This window comes from Ferruginibacter sp., assembly GCF_031430955.1.
In the GTDB taxonomy this organism is placed as follows: Bacteria; Bacteroidota; Bacteroidia; order Chitinophagales; family Chitinophagaceae; genus Ferruginibacter.
Window position 1 is genome coordinate 1 of the sequence record NZ_JANPCM010000534.1, and the last position, 7,653, is coordinate 7,653.

Below are 7,653 nucleotides of genomic sequence, written 5' to 3' on the forward strand. Positions count from 1 at the left end.
GTTACCAACTTTATATTTTCATGGCATCATCGTTGCCACGCTCGGTTCAAAGGCATACCATTGGGCAACAGTACAGACCGTTTATTTATAAGTAAGAAGATTATTTTTTATGGGTTTAATTTTTTATGAATTTCGGCGAATACTTTTTCCATCCTTTCCGCCAGTGACATTGGCGCTTCCCCCGGTACAGCTTCCATACCTTCTAAACCTTTTGCAAACTCATCCAGTATAAAATTGTAAATTTTAAACTGGCTTAATAATTTTTGTTCATCATTAGTTTCCCAGTAATATCCCTCATCATCCATTTTAAAGTTGTCTAAATATTTATTGCTGATATAGCGCAATAATTTTATAATGGCAATATGTGCATCGGGGCCGGCAAATTGTGTTTTAACACTTACCGAATAAATCCATTCCACCTCATCATATACATCCTTTGCCATTAAGTTAATTAAACTGCTCATTCTTTTGTTGGGCAAAAAACAAAGGCTTATCATTTCGCAACCTTTTACATTAAAGCTGATGCCATTAAAATGTTCCGGTGTGTAATCAATGTCATTTTTTACCGCTGCAAATTCTTTTTGTTGCCATATATGATACTCCCATCCCATCGACTTGCAAATGTCTTCTACCTCTGCAACCATTGGTGCAATAAGTTTTTCTTCTTTAATACTTCCGCTGTAATGAATAAATAAGCCCATAGATTTTTATTTATTTATCCCGTTGGCGGAGTTAATTTACTTAGCCTCAGAGAGGCGAAATGTTAGTAGAAAGCCGGTTTTATTATGCTTTTAAAGCTCCATCGGAGCGAAATATAAAACATACCGCTCCGATGGAGCTGAAATGGTGTGATCTATTTTATTTTCTACTAACATTTTGGCCCGCTGGGCCTTTCAAAAAATCAATTTTCAAATAACTCCGCCAAGGGATTTATTTACACTTTCTTTTATCACCCTTTCAATCCTTTCTTTCAAATCTTCATAAGCTGTAAAACCTTTTGCCAAAAGATAAAATTTATTTTCGCTCAGTTGTATTAACACCTGCGGAAAACTATCCACATTTAATTGTTTGCACAAGGCAAATTCGTAATAAGCCATTTCTTTATATTGCTCACTTTTTAGTTTTGTGTAAAAAGTTTCGGGTACAATAGAATATTTTTCTAACAAATGGGTGTAGGCTTCATCATCGCATAAATCCCTGCCCTCGTAATGCAAAGCATATTGCAGATCGGCAGCAAATTCAATTTGCCGCTCAGGATAAAATTCTTTAAAAATGCATAGGGCAATGGCAGGCTTTTCACTCGACGGATACCAATCGCTTAAATCAGGATTATTAATATGCCACAAATAATCGCTGCCAAATTTTATTCCGGTATGTTCTTCCACTACTTTACAGGCCTGTTGTATATAACCTGCGGTAACGCTGATAGGTTTTGCTTCTTCGCTAATAACCATGCCGCCGCTTAATACTTCAAACTCTAATTTATCTTTATATTCTTCTGCAATTTTTTTTATTACCGGGCTAAAGCCATAACACCAGCCGCAGTAAGCATCGTAGCAGTAAATTAATGTGGGGTTCATTTTATGCATTTATTAGGTTACAAAAATACAGCATAACCGACGAGAGCATGCAAAAACAAAGCATTATCAACTTTACTTTAAGCCTGTGGCCGGAGTTCTTTAAATCAGCTTTCAAGATTTAATTTTATATTCATTGTTTATTTTACTATCCGTTTTATAAAAATGAACAACAAAATCACCCTTTTTATTTTTCTGCTGATAACAGGTGTTACTTCAAAAGCGCAAAATAAATTTGATGCTTATGATTTTCAAACTATAGATAGCTTTATTAAGACTGTGAAATATGAGAAGGATATAATAAAACTTTCACAGGATCTTACAAAACCATACACAGACAACATTTACAAGGTTAGAGCAATTTTCAGGTGGATAACAGAAAACATAGCCTACGATTATAAGTTTATCAACAAGGGTAAAGCAATAAAAAAACCACATTGTGAATCTGTGGTTGATTGTTCTCAAAGAATTGCGGAGTGGAAGGAACAGTATATTAAAGCTGTTTTAAAAAAGAAAAAGGGAATTTGCGGCGGCTATGCTGAACTTTTTAAAAGGCTTTGTGATTTGAATAATATTAAATGTGAAATTATTGAAGGTTATGTTAAAAATAAGCCCTACCACGTGGGCAACCCATTAAGCGTTAACCATGCATGGAATGCGGTTATGATTGATAGCGTATGGTACTATTTAGATCCAACATGGGCTGCAGGCGGATGTCCTGAAGATGAAGAAACCGGAAAGCTATTAAAATACCAGAAGGGATATGGAAATTATTATTGGCTAACACCATATTCGAGACTGGCAAGAAACCATTACCCTGACAATAGTAAATGGATGGAGAAACCAGCTTTTGTGAAGCAGATTTTTTTTAATAAACCTTTTTATTATACTACGCAAATACTGGAAAATATTTATGATGAAAAACCTGATAGCGGAGTGTTGCAATTAAAAAAGGGGGATACAATTCATTTCAATTTTAGGTATAAAAAAAATATTACTCAACTGCAAATTAATTCAAATACTTTTAGAAATCCATCGCTTTGGTATAAGGATGAAAAATCCAGGAAGATGATGCTGGATACACTGGCACTAAAGAGACAGGTTTATATTCCTTTTAAAAAAAGCGGGGATACCTATACATTTGATTATGTAGTTAACGAAAAATCTCTGTATTATATTGAACTGCTTTTTGATTACAATAAAGCAATAAGATACAGGATAAAAATAGTGGAGTAAATTTTATTGGCTTACTTCACCAATAAAATTCTAATGTGCCTCTAACCAATTCTCACCCATTCCAATTTCCGCATCCGTAGGCACACCATTAGGCAAAGCCAGCGCCGTTTGCATACAATTTAAAATTACCGGTTTAATAATTTCAATTTCGCTGCGGTGTGCATCAAACACCAATTCATCATGCACCTGCAATAACATTTTACTTTTAAAATTTTGTTTGTTGAATTCTTCATGAATTTTTATCATCGCCATTTTTATCATATCAGCAGCACTGCCTTGTATAGGAGAATTAATAGCATTACGTTCGGCAAAACCACGTACCGTAAAGTTAGCCGAGTTAATATCTTTTAACCAACGCTTGCGGCCCATCAAAGTTTCTACATAACCGTTTTCTTTGGCAAAGTTGATGGTATCATCCATATACTTTTGAATGTTGGGGAATTGCTTTTTATAATTATCGATAATTTCTTTTGCCTCTGTTCTGCTGATACCTAAATTTTCTGCAAGGCCAAATGCACCCTGACCGTAAATAATACCAAAGTTTACACTCTTGGCTTTGTAACGCATTTCTTTGGTTACTTCTTTTTCATCTACATTAAAAACTTTTGCAGCAGTGGCGGTATGAATATCTTTTCCTGTTGTAAAAGCCTCACACATATTTACATCGCCGCTGATGGCAGCCACAATGCGTAATTCAATTTGAGAATAATCGGCAGAGATCAACACATGATCTTTATCTCTTGGTATAAATGCTTTTCTAATTTCTCTTCCCCTGTCGGTACGTACAGGAATATTTTGCAGGTTGGGATTATTGCTGCTCAATCTTCCGGTAACAGCAACTGCCTGTGCGTACGAAGTATGTACTCTTCCTGTTTTTTTATTTATCATCAGCGGCAATGCATCTACATAAGTGGATTTTAATTTGGTGTATTCCCTGAAAATTAAAATATCATCTACAATTTTATTTTGCGCTGCTAATTTTAATAACACCTCTTCGCCGGTTGCATACTGACCGGTTTTTGTTTTTTTAGCTTTGGGATCTAATTGTAACTTATCAAATAGTACTTCGCCTAATTGCTTAGGGCTGGCCAAATTAAAACGAACACCGGCTTGCTTGTACACACTTTCTTCTGCAATTTTTGCTTCTCTTTCTAATTCTTTGCTGTAATCATTTAAAAAACCTTCATCAATTCTTATACCTTCAAACTCCATGGCTGTTAATACTTTTACCAATGGGTTTTCCACTTCATAAAAAACTTTTTCTACTTCTTTTTCTTTTAACTGGGGGAGAAAAATATTTTTTAGCTGCAAAGTAATGTCTGCATCTTCTGCGGCATAGTCTTTTATTTTTTCTGCTTCTACATCTCTCATGGTGCCTTGCCCTTTTCCTTTTTTGCCAATCAATTCCTCAATATGCACCGGCTCGTAACCTAAATACTTTGCACTTAATGCATCCATATTTCTTTTACCATCGGGTTCAATTACATAATGTGCCAGCATGGTATCAAAAATATTTCCTGCCAGTTCAAAGCCGTACCATTTCAGCATCAGCATATCGTACTTTAAATTTTGCCCAACCCATGTAATTTTTGTGTTGTTGAATATTTCTTTAAAGTTGTTTAATAATTTAATGCAGGCTTCTTTATCTGCAGGGCAGGGCACATAATAACCTTCGGTTGGTTTTATCGAAAAACTTAAACCCACTAACTCTGCATCGTTGGCATCAATGCCGGTGGTTTCTGTATCAAAACAAATTTCTGTTTCGTTAATTAGTGTAGTAGTTAATTGGTTTATCAGTTCATCTGTATTTGCAAGAATGTAATGGTGAAGAGTGTTGTTAATGTTTTTGTCTGCAATCATCAAATTCTCTTCCAAACCGCCGTCGGGGCTTGAAGCCGCCGCCGGGGTTTGCTGCGGCTGCTCAATAACGTTACCAAATAAATCCATTTGTGCTGTTGGTGCTTTTTGCACTTTTGGTTTTTCTGCGTTGGTATGGTTCCATACTTCGGCAGTTACATTTATATCATCACCCAGAACACGTTTGCCTAAAGTTTTAAATTCCAGCTCTTCAAAAATTTCTTTCAATACCTCTTTATTCATTTCTTTAATGCGGAAATTCTCTTCGTGAAATTCTGCAGTGGGTACGTTGGTAATAATGGTCGCTAATTTTTTACTCATCACTGCCAGTTCTTTTCCGGCCCTTACTTTTTCGCCAATGGAACCTTTTATTTTATCGGCATTGTGTAAAATATTTTCTAAGGTTTCGTATTCGGCTAAAAGTTTTGCAGCAGTTTTTTCTCCCACACCTTTTATACCGGGTATATTATCTACCGCATCTCCCATCAATCCTAAAATATCAATTACCTGGCTTACGTTTTTTATGCCCCATTTTGCACAAACTTCTTTTGGCCCCATTATTTCTATTGTACCACCCTGGTAAGGCGGTTTATAAATTTTAATATTGTCGCTTACCAATTGTCCGTAATCTTTATCCGGCGTTACCATAAAAACTTCGTAGCCTTCTTTTTCCGCCTGCTTTGCCAATGCACCAATTACATCATCGGCTTCGTAACCATCAATGGCAATTACAGGAATATTAAAACCTTCAATAATTTTTTTTATATCCGGCACAGCCGATAAAATATCTTCAGGAGTTTCCTGCCGGTTGGCTTTATAATCTGCAAAATCGGTATGGCGTTCTGTGGGTGCATGCGTATCAAAACACACGGCCATGTGTGTAGGGTTTTGGTTTTTTATAAGATCAATTAATGTATTGGTAAAACCAAATTGTGCATTGGTATTTCTTCCTTTACTTGTAATACGTGGATTACGGATTAATGCATAATAGGCACGGAATACCAGTGCAAACGCATCTAATAAAAATAATTTTTTTTGCATGAGGTAAAGATAATAATTTCTCTACGCTGATGACAATTATACCGATTAGACATTAAAATTATACAGTAAGCCTGAGCTTGTGGAAGGCGGGTTCACAAATAAACGAGGCTCTTTTCCAAATGGCCCGGTTTCGACAAGCTCAACCTGACGGATTTTATTAGGGTAGATTTAATGGCTGATTGTTATTAGATATTTTTTTAAAAGAAATTTACACGATCGCTTGGATAATACGCTGCAATAAAAGTTCAATAAAGATTAGCAGTACAAGAGTGCGACGCCACTGAACTTGAACAAAGAAATACTGCCAGGCTAAAAAATAAAAAAGCCGCCTCATTACAAAGCGGCCATTGGGTTAGTAAGAAAACTATTTTTATAATGCGGTGATGTAAAATTTTTCGGTGTTCCTTTCGCTGGTTTTTTCAAAGCTTATTCCATCGTTGGTAATGGAAGTAATGTCCCAGTATTTATTTAAGCCATTTAGTACGGCATTAGAATTTTTAAAATGAATGGTAATTTTTTTAGAGATATTATCTTCTATCCAGTGACCGGTAAAAATAACGCCATTTTTTACAGCAGTTACGCCGCCGGCTGTATTAAAAGTAAAAGTATAATCTTTAAAGTCGCAGGTGTTATCAGTGTTGATATTGCTAAAGCAATTCACCTTCCAGGTGCCTTTGGTTACTAAAGGCGTTATTGATTCGGAAACTGCTAATTTATCAATGCTGGTGCAGGCGGCAAAATAAATGATAACACAGCATTTTATTGCAAACAGGAGTAAAGGTTTTTTCATTTATCAGGATTATTATCAGGTTTAACAGGTAGGATAACTGAAAAAGAGCCTTTTTTATTGCATATGTGGAAAAATTAAAACCGGGTTTCTAAGTAAGCCGGTAACATTGCCCGCCAGGTTGGCCAGTCGTGTTTCCATTCTCTGCCCCACACATCCAGTTCGTAATTAATGCCCTTGCCGTATAAAACCGAAGCGAATTTGCCCGATGCATCCGGGTCTTCATAATCGCCGCTGCCGGTGAGTATATGAATATGATTGCTGCTGCGTATCTGTTCCAAAACTCCGTGATCGGTTAGGTTGGGAATGTAATGTGATGGTGAATTAAAATATACCTGCTCATCATAAAAACCTTTGGTGTATTCTGTAAGATCGTACACGCCGCTCATGGCAATTACACCATTAATTAAATCGGGACGTTTTAAAAAAAGGTTCATGCTGTGCAATGCGCCAAAAGATGCACCGCAGGTAATAATGGGTGTTTCGTTTGAAGTGCTGTTTTTTATAAACGGAATTACTTCGTTATAAATATAATGGTTAAACTGGTTGTGGCGAATGGCTTTATGCTCACCCAGCATGTCGTTATTCAGCCAGCTTTCATTATTAATACTGTTTACAGAAAATACTTTTAATTTTCCGGCGTTTATATATGGCGTCAATGTATCCATCAGCTGAAAGCGTTCGTATTCTAAATAATCAGCAGCGGCAGTGGGTATCAGCAATAAAGCAAAACCATAATCGCCATAAGTGGCAATGGGCATTTCTTTTTGTAAGGCGGGGCTAAACCAGGAAGTTAGTTCTCTTTTCATTTGTTTAAATATTATATTTGTACAGGCATTGTAAAAATAAGTTATCTGCATTTTAAAATAAGCATCTCAAAAATGTTTTATAAAAAAGCAGGTAAAATAACTAGAAGCAACCTAATTTTAAACACTTTCTGCATACTACGATGCCATTAAAAGGCATATTGGAGCCAGGGCGATATCAAAAACTAAAAGTCTTTACATGAAAACAAGTATTTTTTCTCTTTTAATTATTACCATTTTTTTATGCAGTTGCCAGAAAGAAGTTAGCCTGGAAAAAAGTACGGGTGGCGGCGGGTCGGGTAGCGGCCTTGTTGCCTGTAAAGATTGTATTTACATTCCCATGTGCGAT

6 protein-coding genes are annotated in these 7,653 nt (G+C 36.1%); 1 reads left to right on the forward strand and 5 read right to left on the reverse strand.

Annotation, left to right across the window (positions count from 1 at the left end):
* Positions 1 to 107: 107 nt before the first annotated feature.
* Positions 108 to 701 (reverse strand): hypothetical protein, encoded by a 594-nt coding sequence (locus tag ACY65O_RS14980; protein ID WP_462221668.1) that lies wholly within the window; start codon positions 699 to 701, stop codon positions 108 to 110.
* Between the two features lie 207 nt (positions 702 to 908).
* Positions 909 to 1,580, reverse strand: a complete 672-nt coding sequence (locus ACY65O_RS14985) for a DsbA family protein (protein ID WP_462221669.1) — start codon at positions 1,578 to 1,580, stop codon at positions 909 to 911.
* Between the two features lie 276 nt (positions 1,581 to 1,856).
* Here ACY65O_RS14985 and ACY65O_RS14990 point away from each other — a divergent pair, with 276 nt between their 5' ends.
* Positions 1,857 to 2,813, forward strand: a complete 957-nt coding sequence (locus ACY65O_RS14990; protein WP_462221670.1) for a transglutaminase domain-containing protein — start codon at positions 1,857 to 1,859, stop codon at positions 2,811 to 2,813.
* Positions 2,814 to 2,843: 30 nt separating this feature from the next.
* On the opposite strand, the gene polA is transcribed toward ACY65O_RS14990, so the two are convergent.
* The 3 genes from polA to ACY65O_RS15005 all read right to left on the reverse strand — a co-directional run bounded on the left by polA (position 2,844) and on the right by ACY65O_RS15005 (position 7,307).
* Positions 2,844 to 5,711 (reverse strand): DNA polymerase I, encoded by a 2,868-nt coding sequence (polA, locus tag ACY65O_RS14995; protein ID WP_462221671.1) that lies wholly within the window; start codon positions 5,709 to 5,711, stop codon positions 2,844 to 2,846.
* Positions 5,712 to 6,081: 370 nt separating this feature from the next.
* Entirely contained in the window at positions 6,082 to 6,501 is a 420-nt protein-coding gene (locus tag ACY65O_RS15000; RefSeq protein WP_462221672.1) for a hypothetical protein, read from the reverse strand.
* Positions 6,502 to 6,575: 74 nt separating this feature from the next.
* Positions 6,576 to 7,307 carry an esterase family protein gene (locus tag ACY65O_RS15005; protein ID WP_462221673.1) on the reverse strand — a complete coding sequence of 244 codons (732 nt, stop codon included), beginning with the start codon at positions 7,305 to 7,307 and terminating at the stop codon, positions 6,576 to 6,578.
* Between the last annotated feature and the right edge of the window lie 346 nt (positions 7,308 to 7,653).

Excerpts from the sequence above, each read along its gene's own strand:
- ACY65O_RS14980 (WP_462221668.1), bottom strand. The coding sequence starts at position 701 with ATGGGCTTATTTATTCATTACAGCGGAAGTATTAAAGAAGAAAAACTT.
- ACY65O_RS14985 (WP_462221669.1), bottom strand. The coding sequence starts at position 1,580 with ATGAACCCCACATTAATTTACTGCTACGATGCTTACTGCGGCTGGTGT.
- polA (WP_462221671.1), bottom strand. The coding sequence starts at position 5,711 with ATGCAAAAAAAATTATTTTTATTAGATGCGTTTGCACTGGTATTCCGT.
- ACY65O_RS15000 (WP_462221672.1), bottom strand. The coding sequence starts at position 6,501 with ATGAAAAAACCTTTACTCCTGTTTGCAATAAAATGCTGTGTTATCATT.
- ACY65O_RS15005 (WP_462221673.1), bottom strand. The coding sequence starts at position 7,307 with ATGAAAAGAGAACTAACTTCCTGGTTTAGCCCCGCCTTACAAAAAGAA.